Annotated in this window: 19 protein-coding genes; 8 read left to right on the top strand and 11 right to left on the bottom strand. The window is 34.8% G+C overall.

The window, feature by feature from the left end:
• Positions 1-21 precede the first annotated feature (21 nt).
• Together ACNQF6_RS10215 and ACNQF6_RS10210 are read left to right on the top strand one after the other, a co-directional pair.
• On the top strand, positions 22-954 hold the full coding sequence (locus tag ACNQF6_RS10215; protein WP_417965563.1) for a transglutaminase: 933 nt from the start codon (positions 22-24) through the stop codon (positions 952-954).
• A 523-nt stretch (positions 955-1,477) separates the two neighbouring features.
• Positions 1,478-2,899 (top strand): FAD-dependent oxidoreductase, encoded by a 1,422-nt coding sequence (locus ACNQF6_RS10210; protein WP_417965561.1) that lies wholly within the window; start codon positions 1,478-1,480, stop codon positions 2,897-2,899.
• A 180-nt stretch (positions 2,900-3,079) separates the two neighbouring features.
• Here the strand turns inward: ACNQF6_RS10210 and ACNQF6_RS10205 are convergent, their stop codons facing one another.
• From ACNQF6_RS10205 to ACNQF6_RS10155, 11 genes are all read right to left on the bottom strand, one after another.
• Positions 3,080-3,862, bottom strand: coding sequence for an alpha/beta fold hydrolase (locus ACNQF6_RS10205; RefSeq protein WP_417965559.1), 783 nt, complete (start codon positions 3,860-3,862; stop codon positions 3,080-3,082).
• 173 nt (positions 3,863-4,035) lie between these two features.
• A complete protein-coding gene (locus ACNQF6_RS10200) occupies positions 4,036-6,678 on the bottom strand; it encodes a TonB-dependent receptor (RefSeq protein WP_417965557.1) in 2,643 nt (880 codons plus the stop codon).
• Positions 6,679-6,926: 248 nt separating this feature from the next.
• A complete protein-coding gene (locus tag ACNQF6_RS10195; RefSeq protein WP_417965555.1) occupies positions 6,927-7,787 on the bottom strand; it encodes an alpha/beta fold hydrolase in 861 nt (286 codons plus the stop codon).
• Positions 7,788-7,821: 34 nt separating this feature from the next.
• A complete protein-coding gene (locus ACNQF6_RS10190) occupies positions 7,822-9,345 on the bottom strand; it encodes a carboxylesterase/lipase family protein (RefSeq protein WP_417965553.1) in 1,524 nt (507 codons plus the stop codon).
• Between the two features lie 58 nt (positions 9,346-9,403).
• The gene (locus tag ACNQF6_RS10185; protein ID WP_417965551.1) at positions 9,404-10,369 is read right to left on the bottom strand and encodes an HpcH/HpaI aldolase family protein; all 966 of its coding nucleotides are present in this window, start codon (positions 10,367-10,369) and stop codon (positions 9,404-9,406) included.
• Between the two features lie 41 nt (positions 10,370-10,410).
• Positions 10,411-11,271, bottom strand: a complete 861-nt coding sequence (locus ACNQF6_RS10180; RefSeq protein ID WP_417965549.1) for a 3-hydroxyacyl-CoA dehydrogenase family protein — start codon at positions 11,269-11,271, stop codon at positions 10,411-10,413.
• A gap of 29 nt (positions 11,272-11,300) precedes the next feature.
• Positions 11,301-13,676, bottom strand: coding sequence for a beta-glucosidase (locus ACNQF6_RS10175; protein WP_417965547.1), 2,376 nt, complete (start codon positions 13,674-13,676; stop codon positions 11,301-11,303).
• 60 nt (positions 13,677-13,736) lie between these two features.
• Positions 13,737-14,819, bottom strand: coding sequence for a bile acid:sodium symporter family protein (locus ACNQF6_RS10170; RefSeq protein WP_282744258.1), 1,083 nt, complete (start codon positions 14,817-14,819; stop codon positions 13,737-13,739).
• A 460-nt stretch (positions 14,820-15,279) separates the two neighbouring features.
• Entirely contained in the window at positions 15,280-16,377 is a 1,098-nt protein-coding gene (locus tag ACNQF6_RS10165) for a hypothetical protein (RefSeq protein WP_417965545.1), read from the bottom strand.
• Positions 16,378-16,409: 32 nt separating this feature from the next.
• A complete protein-coding gene (locus ACNQF6_RS10160) occupies positions 16,410-17,186 on the bottom strand; it encodes an IclR family transcriptional regulator (protein ID WP_282744260.1) in 777 nt (258 codons plus the stop codon).
• A gap of 70 nt (positions 17,187-17,256) precedes the next feature.
• Positions 17,257-17,673, bottom strand: a complete 417-nt coding sequence (locus ACNQF6_RS10155) for a VOC family protein (protein WP_417965543.1) — start codon at positions 17,671-17,673, stop codon at positions 17,257-17,259.
• 205 nt (positions 17,674-17,878) lie between these two features.
• Between ACNQF6_RS10155 and ACNQF6_RS10150 the strand changes: the two genes are divergently transcribed.
• The 6 genes from ACNQF6_RS10150 (at position 17,879) to ACNQF6_RS10125 (ending at position 23,152) form a co-directional block, all read left to right on the top strand.
• The gene (locus ACNQF6_RS10150) at positions 17,879-18,634 is read left to right on the top strand and encodes an HTD2 family dehydratase (RefSeq protein ID WP_417965541.1); all 756 of its coding nucleotides are present in this window, start codon (positions 17,879-17,881) and stop codon (positions 18,632-18,634) included.
• Between the two features lie 6 nt (positions 18,635-18,640).
• Positions 18,641-19,858 (top strand): CaiB/BaiF CoA transferase family protein, encoded by a 1,218-nt coding sequence (locus ACNQF6_RS10145; protein WP_417965539.1) that lies wholly within the window; start codon positions 18,641-18,643, stop codon positions 19,856-19,858.
• A gap of 40 nt (positions 19,859-19,898) precedes the next feature.
• The gene (pcaF, locus tag ACNQF6_RS10140) at positions 19,899-21,113 is read left to right on the top strand and encodes a 3-oxoadipyl-CoA thiolase (protein WP_282744264.1); all 1,215 of its coding nucleotides are present in this window, start codon (positions 19,899-19,901) and stop codon (positions 21,111-21,113) included.
• Between the two features lie 5 nt (positions 21,114-21,118).
• Positions 21,119-21,931 carry an SDR family NAD(P)-dependent oxidoreductase gene (locus ACNQF6_RS10135; protein WP_417965537.1) on the top strand — a complete coding sequence of 271 codons (813 nt, stop codon included), beginning with the start codon at positions 21,119-21,121 and terminating at the stop codon, positions 21,929-21,931.
• 216 nt (positions 21,932-22,147) lie between these two features.
• Entirely contained in the window at positions 22,148-22,465 is a 318-nt protein-coding gene (locus ACNQF6_RS10130) for a cupin domain-containing protein (protein WP_417965535.1), read from the top strand.
• Positions 22,466-22,504: 39 nt separating this feature from the next.
• The gene (locus ACNQF6_RS10125; RefSeq protein WP_417965533.1) at positions 22,505-23,152 is read left to right on the top strand and encodes a nuclear transport factor 2 family protein; all 648 of its coding nucleotides are present in this window, start codon (positions 22,505-22,507) and stop codon (positions 23,150-23,152) included.
• Positions 23,153-23,243: the final 91 nt, after the last annotated feature.

Raw genomic sequence — 23,243 nt, 5'->3', positions numbered from 1 at the left:
ATTACTGTTTTTATTTTTACTATGATAAAAATAAAAGAAATTAATTTTCAGGGTATAAAACAGCGATTCCAGGTCAAAAAACCTTGGGACGACGTTATTATTTTTATCCTGAATATATTAATTGCTATTCCACTCTTTATAATAGTACATCAAAATTTAATTAACCCAAACTGGTTTTTGAATATTGACAGAGTAGTGCTGTTTTTGATAATGATTGTAATAATTCAAATCATCCTTCGATTCTTAAGAACAATTATTCTGTTTTGTATCATTCTATATTTATTAGTGTTAGTTTATGGTTCCACTGTAGGAAACTATGGATTTAACAGTGTTTTTGAAGATTATAATTCAATAATGTACACAATGTCTGATAATCCATACCCACAAGATATTATTATTGCAAAGTTGCTTCCGTTCCCCAATAAATCAAAAATTATCAATGCCATCGAATATCAAAATCCTAAAATTAGGAATTTTGCAGTTATGGCTACATCTAAACATTTTAAAGACATAAAAGGATATTCAGATTACAGAACCATTATACAATGCTTTGCCGTTTTCAAAGAAATAAATAGCCGATGGAACTACGTAAGCGACCCAAAAGCACGAGATTATATTGCTACTGCTACGGAATCACTACTTTATTTTTCTGGTGATTGTGATGATCACTCGATATTAATGGCTGCCAGTATCAAATCTATAGGTGGAACTCCACGATTAATCCATACTACTGGACATATTTACCCAGAAATACTGATAGGTACTCTGACTGATTTAGAAAAAGTCAATTTTCTAATTAAGAATGTGCTATTTGTAAATGAAAGCAATAAAAATAAACTTCATTATCACGTTGATGAACGCGGTCAAATCTGGATGAATCTGGATTATACGGCAAAATATCCAGGTGGACCTTTCCTGTCTGAAGAAATTTTAGGTGCCTTGACATTGGATTAATTTTCATGCCATTTTCGGTTAAACCCAATGCTTTTTATTCTCTTTTAAACACTCGCCGATACTACTAACCCAATACTAATCCGAATTCGATTGTCTTTTTAATGATTCATATCTTTAGATTTATATATTCCTAATTTAGGATAAATAAAAACGCATTCAAATCTATTTAAGAAACCTTTAATTTTTAATGATGATTTTTTTCCACTCTATACCAGCTAAACTCTAAGAAATAAAAACTCCATTATTTCTAATGAAGTTCTTACGAATCTGTTTACAAACTATTTTTATAGGATTAAAACAAAATTCAATAAATAGCTTTGTAAAATCCTTCTATTTCAATTTGAAAAAGTAGTTTTGTGTTGGAAATCATTTGCCTAAAAGTTAAGCAATTGCCACAAGCAGTAATATGCTGAAAAATGTAAATTTCTGCCGTTAAATTATATAGAAGTTAATAATTATGACCAGCATTAGTTAAATGAATAATGAAGTGAAAAAAGTGGAAAATGATGAAATAAGCTGGACTATGTGCCTAGAATGTCAAGGAAGAGGCAAGAAAAGTCGAGGACTAACTAAGAAAGTGCGACTCCACTATCAGATAGCATTAGATCAGTTTAAAAAGACAAATGGCAAAGGGACGGCTCCAATTCCTCCTAAAGGCCACCTTCATTCCTGCCTGAAATGTTCCGGATCTGGGCTCATTCGTTCTTCCAGACCTCCTATAGCAGATCAAGAAAACTATCCACACCTTGCCATTATTGGAGGAGGCATTGGAGGTGTAGCTCTTGCTGTCGCTTGTTTGCACCGCGGAATTCCTTTTACCCTTTATGAGCGCGATGATAATTTTGAAGCTAGGTCTCAGGGATATGGACTTACTTTGCAGCAAGCAAGTAAAGCAATTGAAGGATTGGGTGTTTTCTTATTAGAGGAAGGTGTGATTTCAACAAGACATGTGGTTCATACTACAGAAGGAAAGGTTGTTGGTGAATGGGGAATAAGAAAGTGGATCCAATCGGATGCTAAAACTTTTCAAAAACGTACCAATGTGCATATCGCAAGACAATCTTTGCGATTAGCGTTACTGCAACAACTTGGCGGACAGGATTCGGTACAGTGGGGACATCAGTTAATAGATTTTAAGGAATGTGAGGGCAAAGGTGTTGATCTAAGCTTTCAAGTGGATGGGAAAATCAAGACTGCCAAAGCGGATCTCGTAGTTGGAGCCGATGGAATTCGAAGTTCGGTACGAAGATTACTCATTGGTGATAGTATTAGCCCTTTACGTTATCTGGGTTGTATTGTGATATTAGGCATCTGTCCTTTGAAAGCACTCAAAGGTCTTAATAATCCATTACTGGATTCGGCCACTGTATTTCAAACTGCCAATGGTAATGAGCGTATTTATATGATGCCATATACTTCAGACTCCGTAATGTGGCAATTGAGTTTCCCAATGCCAGAAGAAGATGCTAAGGCGTTAAGTACTCAAGGACCTCAAGCACTCAAGGAAGAAGCGTGTCGTAGAACTCAGTGGCATAATCCTATTCCTCAAATTTTAGCGGAAACTCTGGTAACTCAGATTTCTGGTTACCCTGTATATGATCGGGAATTACTAGAACCAGGGTTATTGACAAAAACACAGAAAGCAACTCTGATTGGGGATGCAGCTCACCCTATGAGTCCATTCAAAGGACAGGGTGCAAATCAAGCAGTGCTAGATGCACTATCATTGGCTCGTGTGATCACAAGAGGATGCAGGCCTTTATCTCAATGGGAAAAAGCTGGAATAAGGGAAAGCGTATTAACGGAATTTGAATCAGAAATGTTAGCACGCACTGCTACTAAAGTGAACGACTCTGCAGCTGCCGCACAATTCCTACATTCTGAAATTGTACTTTATGAAGGTGATGAGCCGAGAGGACGAAGTCTAAAGAAAAAAGACAAATAGTAAAATCTTGTGGATATACCATTTTATAGCTTAGAGGTTTATAAAAAAGTAAGGACATAAAAAAACTCCATAGAAATGGAGGGCTAAGTTAGCCTGTCCATCTAGCACTTGTATATATACAAGGCTAAGTGAACTAGTGCATAATACAGTTATATTTAGTTAATTTTATAAATAAGTTAACTATTCCATTTTCTCTATAAAATCTTTGACTGCTTCAAAAGTCTTTTCAGGAGCTTCCTTGTGTGGGGTGTGACCTATTTCAGGAATGACAAATTTTTTAGTTAATCCGCGTACTTGGTTAATAGTTCTGTTAACCTGTTCTAATGTCCCGTACTCATCGGCTTCACCTTGGATAAAAAGCAAAGGGCAAGTGATATCTTTCAATAGGTATTCAATGTTCCAGTCCTTAAAATCAATACTAGTCCAAGTCTCCGTCCAAGCCTTAAAGATACTCGCCACTTTATCTCCATGATATTTTGCAAGTCGGTCTGCAAGATCTGTCGAATTATAAGCTTCGATTGCGTTAGAAATCCCTTTAATTGTCTCTTGTTCAACAAAAATATGTGCCGCTTCACAGATTACGGCCTTAATTCTGTCTGGATGTTTAGCAGCTGTAATCAATGCAATAGAGCCACCGTCGCTATGTCCGAAAAGGATTGCCTCTTTTACACTGATTTGAATCAATAGTTTATTTAAGAAATCGGCTTCCAGTTGAAGATAATTTACAGGTCTCACATGAGTTGGCATCGCATCTGATTTTCCGTACCCTATTCGATCATATGCAAGTACATTACACTTTACAGCTTCTGATATTTTTTGTGGCAAATCTCTCCACAAAGTAACACAGCCTAAAGAATCATGTAAAAAAACAATTGTTGGACGACCTACAAAAGCATGATGATATTTTACATAAATATTTTTGTTATCTACTTGCAAGATTTTATCTAGTTTAAATTCTATCATATGAAGGTAAAATTAGGATTAATCATTTACTATTTTCAAAAAAAATGAAAAGGTTGCCTTTGTAAGGCAACCTCTTTCAAATTCTGTAACATTTTTTTAACAATTAATATAACACTACTAAGGATATATTATGCAAATGAATAGAATAGTTATATTGATTACTATCAAAATATTTATTTAAAACTGTAAGATATTGAAGCCCAAAAACTACGAGGTAAAATAGTTCTACCAATCATAAGGCTTCCTGGAGCTACTGTTGAAAAATCTCTAAATTGATCTCCTCTCGTATCTCCTTCAGTAAGTGCTCTGGTATTAGTTAAATTATCTACCCAAAATTTAACATCAAGTGACTTTGTCATTTTATATCCTGCACTCGCTCTTGCGGTTACGTATGCTGGTAATTTATAACTTTCAGATGGAGACGTATAACGACTTCCTGTATAAATAATACCCCAATTGGTGTAGAATTTTTTATAATCATAATTTGCAGATAGTTCAGTACTTAAAACAGGAACTCTTTCTGCTCTATTTCCAGTAAAACTATAGGTTTTATCTCCTAATTCTGCCAATACTATAGGATTTGTATTAGTAGACGCCTCATAATCAGTATATTTAGCGTCTTGTAGTGTTCCTGTAAGTCTTAATCCTAAATTATTAGAAACCTTATAAGCCACCTCATACTCTGCACTCAAGGTTCTGGTAGATCCAAAAGCTAATAAGGCCTGTAATCCAACACTAGTAGGTACATTGATTGCTAAAGACACATTATTAATAGCAGAATAACTAACAGAACTAAACAAAGACCAACCATTGTTAGCATATTTATAGCCTAACTCCGCTAAATATACAGGACGTTTTTTGATAGATGCTGCATTATATGTTGTTGCACCATAATCATTGAATGTTGGAGTATTGTATGCTCTGGTAAGTCGGGCAAACATGGCTGCGTTTTCATTTATTTTGTTGTTAAGTCCTGCAGAAAATGCCCAATTGGTTTCGGAAACAGAATAATCCATTCTACCAGCTATATTCATAGAAGCTGGAGCCTGAAAATTTGGCGTACCATCTGAATTCACACCATAATAAGGTCTTTTTCCATCAACATTCTGATTGTCTAAACGAAAACCTAAATCAAGTCTGTATTTATCACTCAACGCAATTTCATCATTTATATAACTGGATAAAATACGAGTATCTGCTATAGCGATAGAACTAGAAGCCGGTAGCATCCCATTTCCTCCAAATCCGAAGGCTGGAATAAGTAAACGACGAGGATTTTCTTTCAATTCTTGGAAGTAAACGAAAGCATCATTGGGTTCGTTATTCACATTAAATTGATGTAGCGAAAGCCCCATACCAAGACTATGTTTTTTTACTTTCTTTTTAAAATCAAGAAAATTCATAATTTGTGTGTCTTTATTCTTCTGCAATAGTGCTACTGCAAAAACATTATAATCACTTGCCGCATATACAGCAGAACTTCCGTCTAAATATGTATAATCAACTCCAGACGCATATTGCTGTACTCCTAATGGAAGTGTTGAGTTAAAACTAGTATTGTTGGTTTGATAACGAAAATTATTTGTTATCTGCCAATCATTGTCGGTTTTATAATTAAATTGAAACCCCACTGCACCCAGTTTAGTATGCAAAATATCTGAAAGATCATAACTAGTAGTTTTTCCAGAGGCATTAGTATAATCCCATTTTGAATCTACCATTTCCATAGATTGCGTGAAAATGTCATAGTTTGGAAGCGCTTTTGGCTTACCTGAGCCATCATAAGAATAATAACTAGGTAGACGCCAGTATACTTTATCATCTATATATTTTCCTAAAAGTCTAAAGTATCCTTTATTGTTTTTGAAATGATAGGTTATATTCGCTTTTAATTGTCCACCTTGCCCTGCTGAATAAGGAGGAGGCACAATTCCTTTATCGGTACGATAAAAACCTCCAATATTATATTTTACATTATCACCAAAAGAACCACCTGTATTCCCATCTACTCTGTATAAACCTTGAGAAAGACCAGATGTTACTTTTAATTCTCCATAACTTTTAGCTGCACCAACGTAGCTAATATTATTAATGACTGCACCAGGAGTGTTCGCTAAAACTATGGCTGCATTACCACCACGGATTGCTTCAACATTTTTTGTGGTAAGATCTGATTTATAGTATTGATCTGCCGAAGGAATCGTGCTATACCCAGTAGGCAAAACAGGAAGTCCATCTTCTAAAATCCCTAAATAGATGTAACCTCCACCTTGTGGAAATCCACGCACCCATACATTTCCGGGACCATCACCACCGCTACTTTCTACGGTAAGACCGGGAATTGATTTCAATAAATCAATATTATTAAGAGGCGATCTTTGTTGAATATCTTTTGCTGACATTGTAGTAATCGCAACACTTGATTCAACTTTTCGTTTAGGATTCCCTCCAGTAACTACTACTGCATCTAATTGCATTGGATCTTCGACCAATTGCCCATTAAACACAACATCATTATTTTCTACAGTAACTAGGGAAGTTGATGATAAATGTCCCATTAATGTAAAAAGAAGTTTGTATTTACCGTTTGGTAAGTTTTTAAAATTATAGTAAGACAAAGAATCGACTTTGGTACTTCGATCTGTTCCATTAGCCGAAGATAGTTTAACAGTAACTTCTGAGAGTGGTGTTCCGTTTTTATCTTTTACAAATCCCGAAATACTTCCCGTATTTTGTGCAAAAGCTGCACTTGAAAGTATAAATAAACATAGCAACCAGAAAGTGCCTAGTTTATCATTAAATGATAATTTTTTCATTTTTTTTAATTTAGTTAATATTTAGTTTTTAATTATGGTTCACAAATTTTCTTTAGTCAATTTTCTAGCTGATACTGCAAAAAAAAGACACAAGTTTAGCATCTATCCGAATAAATCCGGAAGGTTATATGTCCCCAGAAAATCTAGAGGTAGGTTTTAAAATGATTGATTGGTACTTTTACTTTACCTTTTGATATAAATTAAGGGTACTCCATAAAATTAGTTCCCCCTTAATATTTTAACGATTATTATTTTAAAAATGGAACAATACATGCCCATGTTGCGTCAAAATTTTCCAAGAAACAACCGTGCCCAGCATTAGGAATAATTGCAATTTGAGACTTTGGGATAAATCTTGCAGCACTTACTACACGTTCAACAGGATTACCTCCATCTCTATCGCCTGCCATTACTAAAACAGGACATTTTATTGCACTCAATACCTCTTTGCTCACCGTAACATTATTATAACAATTTGCTACTTGTGTAAATAAATCCTCAATTCTAGTAGGTTCTGGCATTAATTTCAATTGCTGTTTCCAAAAAGGTTTATCCATTTCTTGTGCTTGTTGTGCTGTAAATTTAAATTCTCTTAGTCCTGGACTTATTTCCCCTGCTCCCATCACAATCATTTTTTTTACTCGTTGTGGATACATTGCACCTAATTTATAGGCCGAATAACCACCATCACTAAAGCCAACTACAATAACACTGTCTTTAGTTACTGCATTGATAACCGTAATAGCATCAGTAGCACGTTGTTCAAGGGTTAGTGGCTCAGTGCCTAATTCAGATTTACCGTGACCACGGGTAGAAATTGCAATTACTTGATACCTTTTCTTAAAGCGATTTATAAAATCTGAAAACTCAACAGTTGAGCCAAACAATCCGCCATGTAACAATACTATTGGTTGACCTTTACCGTATACTTCATAATAAATTTTTGCATCATTTGCTTGTACATAATGTCCTGCTTTAGGGTTGTTCCCATAAGGTATTTTATTGACCACATTAACGGGCTGAAAAGCTCTTATTAAATTTTTTTGCTGCGCTTGAAGATTTAACATAAAAAACAGAAAAATGAAAGCGGTTACTAATTTTGAATACATATTGATATTGTTTTAGTGAATAAAGTTGTTAGGTTTAATTATTTGTTTCTAAAAAATCAAATTCTTTTTTTAATAATTCTGACTTTGATGCTATTTTATCATCAACTACTAGGATAGTGCCTGACTGCTTATTATAATTTTTCCATTCCGGTAAATTGTGTCCATTAGGATTTCCCGTTTTTGCAAAATTGATCCAATACGACGAAAAAACAGTAGCTATTTCTTTGTCTAATGGCTGCCAAGTACGATTCCAAGTATGCAAATTATGAAGTACATATGGAACCTCAGAGGTGTGAAAAGCTCCATAATTAGGGAAATTTGGCTTGTCTGGTGCAACATGACCAAATTGGTAGATGTAACTTGCTTTGTTATTAAAACTTGCTAAAAGATGGGAAGGCAATCCTGCAAAACCTAGTAATGTCAATTTTTGTTTTACTGTTTTAACTTCATCGCTCGTAGTTGCAGGAAAAATATTTAAATACTCGTTAGCTTTATCGCCATATTTTGCTTGAGCCTCTTTTTTATAATCGTCTACAGTCATATTAGAATCACCCATAAAACTTCCATCACCGGTTACCCATCCTGTTAAAATAGGGGTTTGATTGTGCAAACCTTTCTTGAAATGTTCTAACAAATTAATAGGTAAAACATAGCCATCCATCGTTGTTCCAAATCTTCCTACTTCTGGATCATTGCTTCGTATTTGCAATTCTTCGGCTGACTTTTTTCGCAATTCAGCTAATGAATTAGTGTTTGCTTTTTTCATAAAAATAACACCTTGCTCTTCGGAATTTTTTAAATTTTGACTAAGCATATTAGAAAGCAAACCACCACTTTGTGCAATAGCTTTCTGAAATAAACCTTTTGCTAATGGTGATGCAATCAAAGCTGTTACACTAAACGCTCCTGCAGATTGACCCGCAATCGTAACATTATTAGGATCACCACCAAAGGCAGTAATGTTTTTTTGAACCCATTTTAATGCTGCTACTTGGTCTAAAAAACCATAGTTACCTGAAGCTTGATGACCAGACTCTTTGCTTAATTCTGGGTGTGCCATAAAGCCAAAAACTCCAACTCGATAGTTAATACTAACGAAAACCACCCCTTTTTTAGCCATTTCTTCGCCATCATATATAGGACAATTTGCTGAGCCACTATTTAGGCCTCCGCCATAAATCCATACAAAAACGGGTTTTTTGGATTTAGATTTTGAGGTAGTCCATACATTTAGATACAAGCAATCTTCATTGATAGGTTCGGGTTGTGCAAGAAACTCCTCTGTCCAACAAAAGAATGGCTGAGGTTTATTTTGCATGGGACTTGCGGAAAAGGCAGTACAATGTTTTATTCCTTTCCATTTTTTTAGAATTTGTGGTGCTTTCCATCGTAAATCACCAATGGGTGCAGCAGCAAAAGGAATACCTTTAAAAATACGAACTGTTTTATCTGTACTTGTTATACCTTGAATTTTACCATTACTAGTTCCTACAATTGGGTTTTGAGCGTTTACAAAAACCGTAAAGTATAAAAAGAAAGATACGAGGTAGTTTTTCATAATCTTATTATTTTTAAAAGAATGTTTATATCAGACTTAATTTATAAAATGGTTAAGTCTAATTTTTAGTTGCCTGATTAATTTTGTTACTAATATCCTTGAAAAGCCCAGAATACATACCTTTTATAAGCTGCCAATCATGGGTCAGCAGAATCATATTGGCACCCGCTTCTGCATTTTTTACGGCTTCATCTGGTGTAAGTGCAAGACGAAGAAATGCTTTATTGGGAAACGATTTAACTACTGCAGCCATCTCATCTAATACCTGTACTACCTTCGGATCCTTCCAATTACTCACTCCGAGCTCCATCGAAATATCACCTGGACCAATAGCGACACCAGTAACACCTTCAACTGCCAATATTTTAGATAAATTTTCTTTTCCTTTTAAGCTTTCGACAATCATAATGCAAACTACATCTTTGCTTGCTTGCTGACGGCGTTCATATTCATTACCACTATAACTAATTGAAGCTCTTGCAAAACCTGAACCTCTTACACCTGACGGTTTATATCGACACCACGAGACCAATTCGGCAGCTTCTTCTGCTGTTTCTACATGAGGGAATAAAAAGCCATTGGCTCCAGCGTCTAATATTCGTTCTGTCAGATTTAAGGAACGTTCACCCAGTCGAACAAGAGTAGGAACTTTATGAAGTTCAGCTGCAATAATAGCCTGTCCAATATCGTTATAGTCACGTAAACCATGTTCGAAATCCAAGAAAAGAAAATCAGCCCCAGCTTCACAAACTACTTCTACCAATGTAGGATGAGTGATGTTGATTACTGCACCTTTTAAAACCTCCCCATTAGTAAGGCGGTCTTTTAATTTTTCTTTCTTACTATCATTCTTAATTGTATCTGATACTTTTTTGTTAACAAAATTGTCATTCGTATATTTAGTAGAACCAAATATCTTTACAGAAGTATCTTTTTTGACTTTTATGTCCTTGTAACCAATTGATTGTGATTCAAATCCAAATAAAAAAAACACAGATAACAGAAGTAAAAAAATATGTCTCATGATAAATTTGATTTTTAAAACTTCTTAATCTATTATTTTTATTATTGCTCATAATCATAAAACCCTTTGCCTACTTTTTTTCCCCATTCTCCTTTTGTAAATTTCTCAACAACAGTGGGAGAAGGTCTGTCAGCGGGATCCCCACTTTCTTCGTATTTTTCCATTCCTACATGATAGGCTAGATCTATACCAGTAAGGTCTAATAGCTGGAATGGTCCCATTGGGTAACCTAATCCATTCATGGCGGCTGTGTCAATATCTTCAAAACTTGCAACGCCCATATCCAGTAGTTTTAAGGCTTCCTGTCTTGTGGCTTGCAAGAGACGGTTAACGAGAAAACCGTATATCTCTTTGTGAAGTAAAACAGGTGTTTTATTCATTTTTTTTGCAGCATTCATTACTGAACCAACTGTTTCCTCTGAAACGTGCGGTCCTTGAACCACTTCAACCAATTTCATCACTAAGGCAGGATTAAAAAAATGCATATTGCAAACTTTCTCCGGACGATTGGTTGCATCAGCAATTTTAGAACTTACAATGTATGAGCTGTTGGTCGCTAAAATGGTGCGAGCTGGACAAATTTTATCTAAATGAGCAAAAAGTTCTCTTTTTACTTCCAATTTCTCAATAATAGCTTCAATTACAAGATCAACCTCTACGACTGCTTCTTCAATTGTTGTTACAAACTCAAGGTTTGCTTTAGCTTGACTGGCTGATTCTTCGCTTAATTTTCCTTTAGTTACCCTTTCTTTCAGGTAATTATCTGCAAACGCAATTGCTTTTGCAAGAATATTAGGATTGGTATCTGTACATTTTACTTGAAATCCAGACAAAGCCGCACATAATGCGATCTGATGGCCCATATTGCCAGCTCCAATGACGGTAATTTTACTTATTTCCATGTTATTGAATTATGATTGATTGAGCATTACTACTTACTAAGTTCTTTGATCGCTTTTTGAGGCAATAAAATTTTAGCTGTTTTCGACAACTGTTGTAATTTTTGCAAAGTAAAAAAGACTTTATTTTTAATATCTAATGACGAGCTTCCAATTTTGATAGTATATCTTCCTGCATCAGCTATCCACAAAGATTTTGCAGGACTGAAAGATGCTAAGTCAGCAGTCGAGATATTAAAAATTAAAGTTTGAGATTCATTAGGCCGCAAGAGTTTAGTTTTTCCGAAAGCTTTTAATTCACTTTCAGGCTTATTTAGTTGATTAGTTGGGGCTGATAAATATAGTTGTACGATTTCTTTTCCTGCCACTTTACCGCTATTAGTCACCGTAATAGTAACTTTGAGCTTATCCTTAAATGTAGTACTACTCAATGTTAAATTATCATATCTAAATGTGGTATAAGATAAGCCGTACCCAAAAGCATAGGAAGACTTCACTTTGAAGGTATTGAAATAACGATAGCCAACATAAATACCTTCTTCATAAGTAACTTCAGCAGCGTCTGTATCTGCTAATAACATTTTATTAGTTATCACTTCAGTAACTTTACCCGGATAATTTTTACTAGAAGGCTCATCTGTGTAAGCGACAGGAAAGGTAGTTGCTAATTTTCCTGAAGGGTTGACATTCCCTTTCAAAATGTCAGCAATAGCATTGCCACTTTCTAAACCTCCTTGCCAAGCTAACAAAATGGCATCCGCATTATCATTCCAACTGGCGGTTTCAATGACACCTCCAATATTTAATACCACAACTACTTTTTTACCTTGTAAATGAAAAGCTTTTGAAACGGCATCTAATGCTGCTTTTTCTGAATTTGTTAAATTGAAATCTTCGCTTAAAGTTCTATCAACAAATTCACCAGAGTGTTTCCCAATTGTAAATATGGCAATATCATTTTCCAATGCCATTTTTTGAGCTAACGCAGTGTCAATATGCATTTCTGGAACAACTGTATGAGGGTGAAAAGGAGATGCAGGCGGAGGTAACTTGGCTTTAGCCACTTTATAATAGTGTTTATAACTTGTTGCTAAGTTTGCTTGAACAGTATAATTGGCATTTTCTAATCCCTTGTCCAAGGAAATCATATAACTTTTATTAACATCACCACTACCAGTTCCTCCAGCAATTAATTCATAACTGTTATTCCCAAATAAAGCCACTTTTTTTATGGTTGTCATTGGTAAAACTCCTTCATTTTTCAATAAAACCATACCTTCACTCGCAACTTGACGAGAAATTTTAGCATGTTGTTTCAAATTTGGACTTTCAGAATATTTATAACCTTTAAAAGTAGGTGATTTTAAAACAAGTTCTAATACGTGTTTAACATTCTCATCTAACTGCTTCATTGAAAGTTTACCAGTTTTTACGGCGTCGATAATAGATATCTTTTGAGCCTTTGTTCCTGGCATCAAAAGGTCATTACCTGCTACCATTTGTTCAACAGCATTTTTACCTGCAAACCAGTCAGTCATCACTAAGCCTTTAAATCCGGATTCTTGTCTTAAGTAAGTATCTAACAAAGACCTATTTTGCGAAGTATAAGTACCATTAATCATGTTATATGACGACATGATTGTCCACGGATCAGCTTTTTGAAGCGCAACTTGAAAGTTCTTTAAATAAATTTCTCGTAAAGCTCTTTCGCTAACATGTACGTTCATTCGGAACCTATTAAACTCGTGATTATTTGCTGCAAAATGTTTCATGGAAGTACCAATTCCATTACTTTGTACACCATTAACTATAGCCGCGGCAATACTTCCAGAAACCAATGGGTCTTCAGAAAAATATTCGAAATTACGTCCCGCCAAAGAATTACGATGAATATTCATAGCTGGTCCCAGCAAAACATCAACGCCGTATTCTTTAGCTTCATTACCAATGGCTTTACCCATATCCAGAACCAAATCAGTATCCCAAGTAGAGGCTACTAAAGTCCCAATGGGAAATGCAGTTGCATAATATGTTTTTGTGGAATCATTCCCTCGAATAGGAGAAATTCGTACACCAGCTGGACCATCTGACAAAGTGATAGAAGGAATTCCTAAACGAGGGATTGCGTGAGTACGTCCTGCAGATCCTAAAATTTTATCAGGAATACCAGCATCACTAGGATCCATTTCAGGAATCATTCCCTCAGGAAGTCCCGAAATAAACATTCCCATTCCTGTAATCAGATTTACTTTTTCTTCAAGTGTTAGGGCTTGAAGAATTTCATGTATAGAATTTTTACCCAATTGAGGTAAACTTCCATCTAATCCGTTGTTTTCATTATTATTTTTCTTAAAACTAAAAATAATAAAAAGTATTATTGGTACGATATAAAGAAATTTTGATTTCATAATTTGATGTCAAATTTTGGTAAAAAAAGATTTACAATTCTAAAATTAGAAGATGATACTTTAGACTTTTTCAGATGCTCTACTTCTCCACCAATTTGATAACATTGACCCTGAAATAGTCATCCAAGGAACTGCTATCACTGATGCTAAACCAACTGTAGCAATTTTTCCCATTTGTAAAGCAATTCCAGATGCCAGTCCCCCATTTTGCATTCCTACTTCCAAAGAAATTGTTCGACAAGACGCTTCATCCAGACCCATAAACCTTCCACTCCAATAGCCTAATAAATACCCAATTGTATGATGAATCATTGCTGATAAAAATAACAATGGTCCAATTTCTAACAAAGAATCTCTCCCAGATGAGACAATAACTATCATCATCATCAATACTCCTAACATTGAAATTTTAGGCAAAATAAATTGTATCTTCTTAACAGAATTTTTAAGGAATCTATTGACAAGCAAACCTAATATTATTGGTAAAATAATGATTTCAGCTACATGCAGCATCATGGCTTGTAAATCAATAGCGACGTATTGACCTGCTAGTAATTTCATTAATAAAGGGGTTAAAAACGGTGCCAAAAGTGTAGAAATTGCAGCAATAGTTACTGACAAAGGCATATTTGCTTTAGCAATAAATGCTAAAACATTTGAGGTAACTCCACTTGGTACCGAACCCATCAGTATAACACCAGCAGCAATTTCAGGTGGAAAACCAAAACTTTTAGCTAAAGTAAAACCAACTAAAGGCATAATAGTGAAGTGACTAATTAGACCAATCAAAACTGCTTTGGGTGTTTTAATAACGCCCTCAAAATCTTTCAGACTCATTTCTGTACCCATAGTAAACATAATCAACTGAATAAGCGGAACTATAAAACCCGTGAATTTAAAATCTCCAATTTTTTGAAAATATTGCGGATAAAAAAAACCGACTGAAACTGCAGCTATCACCCAAATAGTAAACGACATTTGATTTAGAATTGAAACGTTGCGACCTCCTATTGCTAAACATATAAGTGAGCTCACTATAAAAGGACCTGTTGCCAATAATTCACCTCCAAAAATTAACATTAGTAATGCCAAAATAGCAGAAACAGCAGAAATTACAAGTAAAATGTTGTACGTTTTTTTCATGGATAATTAATTAAAATAAGTTTTTTTCAAAAAGTAAAGTCTATTATTTTTTTGTCATTTTAAGATTCCTAAAGTACTTTGCGGGTTCAATTTCTACACAGAGAACAATGATCCCAATTGATATTTTCACGATTTTAATATTTATAAATCATTGAAATAAATTTTCTATCATTTTAAAAATTCAAATCTTTTATTTTGACAAAAAAAATAGATTAAACAATAACTAACACCGAAGTTTTTTTAGTCATTTCAGTACTTCTTTAGCATCTAAATTTTCAAAAGAGATGGACACAATTATGGGAATTTGTGATTGAATTTATTTTTTTGACTTAACAAATTTTTATAAATAATCAAAAAAAACAGCAAAATGTATTTTAAATTTTTCACTTTCCTATTTTCAAATTTGCAACCAATACTGAAATTAATAACTGTACAAAAACCCTATTCTATTATAATCAAGCTATTTTATAAATAATCCTGCACCTAAATTTGAACCTAGTGTACCTAGTTTAATATGCAAATAAAATTTATTGGTTTGATCTTCTATTATTTCTAATTTGCCTTCTTTTTTTATAATAACATCTTTAGCTATCTTTAGTTTATCTGGATTTCCAGTTTCACCAAATCCATGTGCACCGCCACCTTTGTTTACATAAGAATTATAACCTACTATAATCGAATTTTCAATCAAATAAGATTCTTTTTCATCTTTATCTAAAATCCATAGCACATTAGCATTACTGATTACATTGTTGTAAAATTTAAAATCGTTAGTGGCAGACCACGTCCACACAATACCACCGTAACTATTAATTATAAGATTATGGTGCATTGAAGAGTTTAAGGCTGGATTATTCCACATAACTACAGCGTCTTTTACACCATAAAAAACGCAATGATCCACTTCAAGAGCTTTACCATTTGCTAAAACTCCAAGATGATTGGGAGCAGCAAATTTATCTCCCAAAAACAAACATTGGGTTATTCTAAGATCTTCTAGATCTTTTCCTTCCCAAACAATTGGATAATTTCTAATTAGTATTCCTTTAGATGGATTTTCATGTACTGGCTCTCCTAAAACCCTTAATCCTTGAATAGTAGCATGGCTATTTTGAATGAGAATACCAAAATTTTGGCTTCCAGTTATTTTTCCTTTATCATCTTTTTCTACCAAAAAAGACATAGTAGAAATAATTATGGGCATATCTGAAGGATTCCAGCTAATATCGTCAGGCAATATTTCTGCACGAATGACAAGACGATTGGTTTTAGTGAACATATGATTTACCGGATTGAAATCAGCCGTTTCATTCAAACCATAAATACCAGATGACAAGTAAACCGTTATAGTTCCTTCTCCACTTGTTTGATTTACACGTTTTGCTGCTTCACACAAAGTTTTCAAAGGATTTTCTTTTGTTCCAGCATTAGTATCGTTGCCTGTATTAGGGTTTAAATAAATATCATGCACAACAATAATTGAAGAGTTTTTAGCATTGGCTACAAAAATGAAATTTAAAAACAAACCAAAAAATAGTGCTAATTTTATAAATTTCATATTTAACTTGGGACATAACATAATTGAATTATTTAGTTTACATTAGATATTGCTATTTTTTGACTTAGACTCGATACACATTCTCTTAATATTTCTTCTACCTTTTCATGCGGAAATTGCTCGGTTCCATCAATTCGAGCTAACATAGGTACTGTCATTGCTGCTATTGCATTTCCATTCATATCTAATATAGGGAATGAAATAGCATGAAGCCCGGCATACTGCTTACTCTTTATAGACGCAAATCCTTTAGAAACTACCTCATCCAGACCATTGCTAAAAGTTTCTATTTCGGCTACAGATGAATTTGGAAGACTTTCTCGAACTCTTATATCTTTAATAATTTTGTCTTGAAAAGCAAGCAATACCATTCCAGATGCCGAAGGAGCGACTTCAATTTCAGAGCCTACACGAGTCATAAAACCAAGTCCATTTGGCGGCTGAATTGATGCTATAACGGTTTGAAAACCATTATTATAAACCCTTAAATCACAGGGGAAAGACACTGCTCTTGATAAACTCTCCATAATAGGAAGTGCTTCGGTCAATAAACGATAAGTAGGCGGGTGAAAATGTGACAGTTGAAACATCTTAGAAGTAATGGTATATACATTACCATAATTAGCAACATAATTCCTTTGCACCAGACAATTCAACATCCGATAAATCTCTCCCAATTTTCTCCCAAGTTGAACAGCAATTTCTTGCTGTGTCAGTCCGTTTTCAGACTTACTAAGAACTTCTAAAATATCCAAACCTTTATCTAATGCTGGTGCTGAATAAGCTCCATTTTCTTCTTTGTCTTTCATACTTTGATTTTTTTACGATTATTTTTAAATAAAGATCTGCTATTTTAAGTAAAATAAATCGTAAATCAAATTACATACCTATTTGATGTACTTCGATGATGTTTCCATCTGGGTCGTGAAAGAAAATTTGATACCAACCTGCTAATGCCCATTTGCCATAATCTGCAAACGGTATATTCTGTTCTTCTAATTTCTTTTTGAATCCTTCTATGTCATCCGTTCTAAAACAGAAATGACCATTTTTAATTGGATTAATCCACTGATTCATTCTGTGGCCTGCATCATTATCCTTTTGGGTAATATGAAATTCTATGGTACCATCGGTTACAAATTCAACTTGACCATCGTACCTATTTTCTGTGTCCTCGGTAGTCAAACCATGTTCTTCGTCTTGAATGCGAGTCATGCCGAAAATATTTTGATAAAATTTGGATAATCTTGACACATCTTCGGTGCATAGATTCATGTGATGATACTTAAATTTCATATTGTAAGAATTTAATAAATGTTATTTATTTTGCAAATATGAAATAATATTTTCAAATATAAAAAAATAATTTGTATTTTTGTTCAAATTCACATTTATAGACATATTTGTGAGAATAAATAACAATATGCAAGAAAACATTCTAGAGTCTAAAACTCAATCTAATGAACAATGCAGTCCTACGATGGTGCGTCGAGTAGCTGCTATGTTAGACTTAAATACTCGTTCTTTTTCAGAAGGAGATATATTACCAAAGGGATGGCATTTTTTTATGCTAGCCGGAGAAACACTAAAATCCGAATTACGCCAAGATGGATTCCCTGGATTGGGTGTTCCTATTCCTGATCTTGGATTACCAAGACTGCTTTTAGGAGGAAGATCCGTGTCTTACTTTGGTGATATTATAATAGGGTCAGTGGTAGAAAAAACAAGTTTTATAAAAAATATCGTTGAAAAAACGACGAATTCCGGCCCAATGGCTATAGTAACAATACAACACGAGTTACGTCCTATTACTGCATCAAGTCCAGCCATTGTTGAAACCCAAACCTATATTTTGCTTAGTGCGAGTAGCGCTTCAAAGAATACTGAAAACATACATTCACCAGCTATTGAAACGGAACATCAAAAACAGATAACTCCTGATGAAACTATTTTATTCCAATACTCTGCATTGGGATTTAATTCTCATAAAATTCACTTAGATAGAGGTTATGCACAAGATATTGAAGGCCTTCCTGATTTAGTAGTAAACGGGGGGTTATCGACACTTTTTTTAACTGAATTTATAAGAACTCATTTGAAACTGGAAAAGACAGATATAAAAGTAAAACACATAGCTCCACTTTATTGTAATAGAGCCATGACTTTGACTGCTAAAAAAAATGAAACTAACTGGATATTATACATTTACGACGATTATAATAGTATTGCAGTTGAAGCAGAAATTAACGTAAAATGATTGAATATGAAGTTTGAACCATTAAAAGGCATCAAAATATTAGATTTAACATCTGTAGTTGTTGGTCCAGTGGCTACGTGGCGATTGGGGCAATATGGAGCAGATATTATTAAAGTTGAAAACCCATCGGGCGATCTTATGCGTGGTCTTGGGGGAATGTCACCTACGGGACAACATTCTGGGGCTTATTTGCATCTTAATAGAGGAAAAAAGAATATTTGTCTCGACCTAAAAAAAGAAGGTGGGAAAGAAATCATTCAAAGATTAGTAAAATGGTGTGATGTAGTCGTTGCCAATATGCGACCTGAAGCACTGGAACGTTTAAGTTTAGATGCAAAAACAATTCGATCGAAATATCCAGAAAAAATATATTGCTTAATAACTGGCTATGGTACAGATGGGCCTTATTCAGGATTACCAACGTACGACAGTGTTTTACAAGGTGCTTCAGGTATTGCTGGATTAACAATGGCTCGCGATGGGAAACCGGCATATGTTCCTATGCTAATATGCGACCACGTTGTGGGCGAAATTACAGCAGGTACAGTTATGGCTGCACTAATACAGCGTGAAAATACAGGAATAGGTTCAAGCATTGAAGTTCCTATGTTTGAAACCATGTCTTCCTTTGTCTTGCAAGAACATTTAGCGCAACAAAGCTTTGAGCCTCCTGTTGGACCTCCTGGCGACCTGCGACTTTTAAGTCCTCACAACCAACCAGTGAAAACAAAAGATGGATATATTTCCTTTACCATCAATACAAATGCTCAGGTACAAGCATTTTTAAAAATAACAAATAGAGCTGAGTTAATTGAAGATGAAAGATTTACAACTGTAGCTAGCAGAGCTAAATACGTTTCTAAATGGTTTGAAATTCGTGGTGCGGCGCTTGATACTAAGTCCACTGACGAATGGCTTACAATATTTAGAGCAGCAGATCTCCCAGCAATGCCTTGTCATACTCTTGACACATTACCAAATGACGCGCATTTAAAAGCAGTTAAGCTAATTGATTTTGAAAATCATCCAACAGAAGGAAAAACAGCGGTAATTCGTTCTACCATACAAATTGACGGTAATTATCCTTCTGCTGGCTCTACTGCCGCTCCTTGTGGATGGGACACTAGCGAAATTCTTAGTGAATTGGGCTATTTAGAAAAGGAAATGGAGATGCTTTTAACTGAAAAAGCAGCCTACGACTATAAAGATTCAAAACAATCATAAAAGCAGATAATAATTTATTTATTTTACAAAAAATAATCCTATGAAACAATCTTACATCATAGATGCTATCCGAACACCAATAGGTAGCTTAGGGGGGAGTTTATCCAACCTTCGTGCCGATGATCTCGCAGCATTACCAATTAAAGAACTTATAAAAAGAAATCCAAATTTACCAACAGATCTGGTAGACGATGTCATTTTAGGATGTCATAACCAGGCCGGTGAGGACAATCGAAATGTAGCTAGAATGGCTTTACTATTAGCTGGAATACCACACACCGTTCCTGGTGAAACAGTCAATCGTTTATGTTCATCAGGAATGTCAGCAATTATTCATGCCAACAGAGCTATTAAAGCTGGTGACGGTGATATTTTTATTGCTGGCGGAATGGAGCACATGACCCGTGGACCGTGGGTGATTTCTAAAACCTCTAAACCTTTTGGCAATGATGCACAACTATTTGATAGTAGTTTTGGATGGCGATTTGTTAATCCAAAAATGCAAAAATTATATGGTACTGATGCAATGGGCTTAACCGCTGAGAATTTAGCGACAATGTATGCAATAAGCAGAGAAGACCAAGATTTATTTGCTTTTCGCTCACAACAAAAAGCGTTTATTGCACAACAAAACGGCATTTTAGCGAATCAAATTATGAAAGTTGAAATGGCAGACAGAAAAGGAAATATCACCATTTTTGATACTGATGAGTTTATTAAAGGCAGTACAACGCTAGAAATTCTCTCCAAATTAAACCCCATTTTTAAGAAAGAAGGTGGAACAGTAACCGCTGGAAATGCTTCTGGATTAAATGATGGAGCTGCTGCTATGTTAATTTCTTCAGAAGAAGCACTAAAAAAATATAATTTTACTCCAAAAGCAAGAATAGTATCCTCAGCAGTAGTTGGTGTAGAACCTAGAATTATGGGAATTGGCCCTGTTGGAGCTACTCAAAAAGCATTGCAAAAAGCGGGTTTAACACTTGACCAAATAGATGTATTTGAATTCAATGAAGCCTTTGCAGCTCAATGTTTAGCCGTTACGCGAAATTTAGGAATCGCAGATGATGATGTAAGAGTAAATCCAAACGGTGGAGCAATTGCACTTGGACATCCACTGGGAATGTCGGGTACTCGAATAATTCAAGCTGCTATAAATGAACTTCATCGTACGAATAAAAAATATGCTCTTGCCGCTATGTGCGTTGGTGTAGGTATGGGATATGCTGTAATAATCGAAAATGTTACTATTTAAATTATATGAATAATACAAACTTAAACGAAAAGAAAAAATACAACCACCAACTATTAGAAGACAAAGTCTGTGTAATTGTCGGGGCTGCTTCTTTACGAAGTATAGGATATGCCACGGCAGAACTTTTTGCTGCACATGGTGCTAAATTAGTACTTCTTGATTTAGTAATGAATGCCGAAATAGCAAACGAGGTTGGGGCTGCTATCGAATTACAAATAGGCCATAAACCAGACATAATTTATCTGCAATGTGACATACGACACATGCAGGATTGCGATAAGGTGATAGAAAAGGCAGTAGCACATTTCGGAACTATTGACTGTTTAGTGAATTGTGCCGGTATTGTAAAATCAGAGGGAATGCTTTCTATTACCGATGAAGCATATGATTTGATAATGGATGTTAATCTTAAAGGTACTTTCAATATTTGTAAAAGTGCTTTAAAAATATTTACTGAAAAGCAAGCTGGAGTAATCGTCAATTTATCATCATTATCGGCGCAACGTGGCGGTGGATTGGTAGGCGGTTCTCACTACGCTGCTTCAAAAGGTGGAGTTACCAGCCTTACTAAAGCTATAGCCCGAGAATTTGCACCAATGAATATTCGAGCGAATGTGATTTGCCCCGCTATGATAGAAACAAGTATGCTGGATGGACTTTCAGAAAAACAATTGAATGATGTGATTTCTGGAATTCCATTAAAACGTGTTGGCAAAACAGTAGAGCTTGCAGGTACTTGCCTTTTTCTAGCTTCTGACCTTTCGGGATTCATTACTGGTGCTACTATTGATGTTAATGGTGGAATCCATATTCATTAATATCGTAATAGAACTATCTGACACTAAGACCAAAAAAAGCTCATCATAGATTTATAGGTTTTCAAATTTTTTTTAATTAAATCTATTAAATTGGTAGCAAAAAATCATTGGTATAAGTAAAGTATTACATGATGATTTTGGCAAAAGCCATGATCTTTTTTTGTAATTCTTTATTTTTACACATTTTCCTATAATAAAAAAGTAAAAAAACAAAAGATGATAAAAATAGACACACTACCACAAAATGAAATAAAAGAAGGGTTTAAGGGAAGATTTGTTCATACAGAAAATTTAACCTTGGGTTACTGGGATGTAGAAGAAGGGGCGATTCTACCTATGCACGCACATTTCCATGAACAAATTACCCAAGTTTTGGAGGGGAAATTTGAATTGACCATTGGCGAGGAAACAAAAATCTATGAAAAAGGACAACTTGCTGTTATACCTCCAAATATGGTACATGGAGGAACAGCTATTACAAAATGTAAGATATTTGATATATTTTCTCCAGTTAGAGAAGATTACCAAATTTAATTTTTAGATATTTTATCAAATCAATATTGAACATCAATAATGAAAAGCCAAGCTAATTTGAATATACGATTTGTATTGTATATCGCTTTTTTGTTTATTTCTAATCTACTTTTTGCCCAGAAAGTAGAGGCTAAAAAAAAAGGTAACTCGACTCTTTATGAACAAACAAGTACTTTGAATACAGAACAACTTCTCGCACGTATTATAGCCACTGAAGACCGACTTGAAATACTAAACCTCCTTGCAGGTTCTGCTTTTAGTTCTGATGTAGCATCGGAATCGTATTGGACAAATATGTTTACAGAAGATGCCACCTTTGACCGAGGTCCAGCACGGCAAGACAAAGGTCGAGATGAAATCATGAAAATCGTCAATGCACCTGCACAGAACGAGGCTATCAAGGCAGGAATGACACATTTAGCTATGCTTCCCCACATCACGATCAATGGTCATACTGCAGTAGCTACGGGTTATTTGCTCGTAGTGATGCCAGACACAACAGCCTCTCATATAAAACTTCCTGGTAAAGGAACTTCTCCGGGATTTTCTATTTATCAACTCACAGTGAACCAATGGAAACTCTTGCGAACTATAGATGGTTGGAAGGTTACTAATCGTACCGTAAGGCCGATATCAAGTACCGATTCTCGTGCTATTCTCCAACAAGCAATTGAAGTCAAGAAATAGTTGAAAATAAATTAGCACAATATGTACGTCTTCAAACTAAATCTGTAGCAAAAAAAGAACTATCAAGTAACCATTAAACAGAAAAACATAA

The organism is Flavobacterium pasteuri (genome assembly GCF_048286615.1).
GTDB lineage: Bacteria > Bacteroidota > Bacteroidia > Flavobacteriales > Flavobacteriaceae > Flavobacterium.
Note: the sequence above shows the minus strand (reverse complement) of the source record. Positions and strands in the feature narration are given on the sequence as shown.